Genomic DNA, 1,722 nt, shown 5'->3' with positions numbered 1-1,722 from the left:
CGCTCCGCGGATGCGGGCGCTGGCTGTGGCGGGGATCAATCGGTTAGACGAGCACCTTGAGCGAGGTGTTCCAGTTGAAGTCCTCGAAGGCCGGGTTGGCCTGCAGGGTCATCACGAGGAACTGGAAGCCCTCGAGCTCGCGGGCACGACGCAGCGGGCCGACGACGATCGGACGCTGGCCGGCGGCGGTGACGAAGGCGGAGACGGTCGCGTTCGCCTCGTCGGAGTCGGAGGCGATGAACACGTCGAGCGGGAGGCCCGCGGCGGTGCCCGCGACGAGGGCACCGGCGAAGGTCGTGTTGAATGCCTTGACGATGGTCACTCCGGGCGCGGCGAGCGCTGCGAGTTCTTCGGCGGCGGAGGTGCCGGGGGCGACGACGAGGGAGTCGAAGGTGCTGAAGTCGACGGGGTTGGTGATGTCGATCACGGTCTTGCCGGACAGGGCGGCACCGAGGGTGGTGACGATTTCCTTGGCTGCGTCGAACGGGAGCGCGAGCACCACGATGTCACCGGTGAGCGGGCTGGTGAGAGTGCCCGAAGTGACCTGGGCGCCGAGCTCGGCGGCGAGGGACGCAGCCTTGGCCGGGTCGCGATCAAGGATCTGGAGGCCGCTTCCGGCGACGACGGCACGGGTGCCGATGCCGCGAGCCATGTTGCCGCTGCCGATGATCGTGATGTTCGTCATAGTTGTTTTTCCTCCGGAAGAGTGTCAGATGGATGCTGCCTCCGGCGGGATTCCCGTCACAATTACTTGAAGCAACAACTAAAGACTACGACTTTTTAGTTGAACCGTCAAGTTAACCGGTAGAATTCTCGGCATGACCGAACCGCGCTGGCTGACAGATGACGAACGCGAGGCCTGGCTGCGCCTGATGGCCGTGACCATGCTCCTGCCGGGGCGACTCGAGACGCAGCTGAAACGGGATGCCGGGCTGAGCCACTTCGAGTACTACGTGCTCGCGATGATCTCGGAGAGCTTTGAGCGCTCCCTCGCCCTGAGCGAGCTCGCCGCACGCACGAACTCGTCGCTGTCCCGCCTGTCGCACGTGATCGCCCGGCTCGAAGTCCAGGGCCTGCTCACCCGGTGCGCCTCGCCGAGCGACGGCCGCACCTCGATCGCCCAGCTGACCGAGGCCGGCTGGGCCAAGGTCGTCGCGAGCGCGCCCGGCCACGTCGAGGAGGTGCGCTCGGTCGTCTTCGATTCCCTGACGCCCGGTCAGGTCAGCCAACTCTCCGAGATCTGCGGCAGCCTGCTCGGCACCCTCGACCCGGACCACCGCCTGCTCCGCCCGAGCTGAGCCGGCACGCGCCGAGCCCGCCGCCGTCCAGCCATGCCCGAGCCGGGCACGGCCTGGACGGCGGGTTCAGGCTCTGCGGTCCCCGGTGCGTCCCGGTCTACCGTTCGTAGTCGTCGACGTCGTCGAACTCCTCGGCATCATCGATGTCGATGATGCTGTGCTCGTCGACACCGCGGTCGTCCTCGTCCTCGTCGTCCTGGTCGACGACGCGGTCGTCAGCGTCGATCGACCAGTCGAGATCATCGTCCGGGTCGTCTTCCGGGACCAGGTCCTCCTCGAGGGTGAGCTCGACGTCGTCGATGTCGCGGTCTTCGTCGAGACCGTCGCTGCCGGAGTCCGTTCGCCGTGGCCAGAGCCCGTCCGGGTCAATTCTCATTGTGGCTGCCTCCTCGTCGGAAGAGGGACGTCCCCCGCTGGGTGCCCC

2 protein-coding genes and 1 pseudogene are annotated in these 1,722 nt (G+C 67.2%); 1 reads left to right on the top strand and 2 read right to left on the bottom strand.

Annotation, left to right across the window (positions count from 1 at the left end):
• Positions 1–43 precede the first annotated feature (43 nt).
• Positions 44–685, bottom strand: coding sequence for an NADPH-dependent F420 reductase (locus QN345_RS18695; protein WP_134449957.1), 642 nt, complete (start codon positions 683–685; stop codon positions 44–46).
• 133 nt (positions 686–818) lie between these two features.
• Between QN345_RS18695 and QN345_RS18690 the strand changes: the two genes are divergently transcribed.
• Complete coding sequence (locus QN345_RS18690) at positions 819–1,298, top strand: MarR family winged helix-turn-helix transcriptional regulator (RefSeq protein ID WP_134449956.1); 480 nt, start codon at positions 819–821, stop codon at positions 1,296–1,298.
• A gap of 97 nt (positions 1,299–1,395) precedes the next feature.
• On the opposite strand, the pseudogene QN345_RS18685 reads toward QN345_RS18690, so the two are convergent.
• Positions 1,396–1,722, bottom strand: a pseudogene (locus QN345_RS18685) (hypothetical protein); the annotation flags it as partial.

This window comes from Cryobacterium sp. 10I1, from assembly GCF_035019805.1.
Classification (GTDB): Bacteria; Actinomycetota; Actinomycetes; order Actinomycetales; family Microbacteriaceae; genus Cryobacterium; species Cryobacterium glucosi.
The sequence above is the reverse complement of the archived record's forward strand: the minus strand, read 5'-3'. Positions and strand labels throughout refer to the sequence as shown.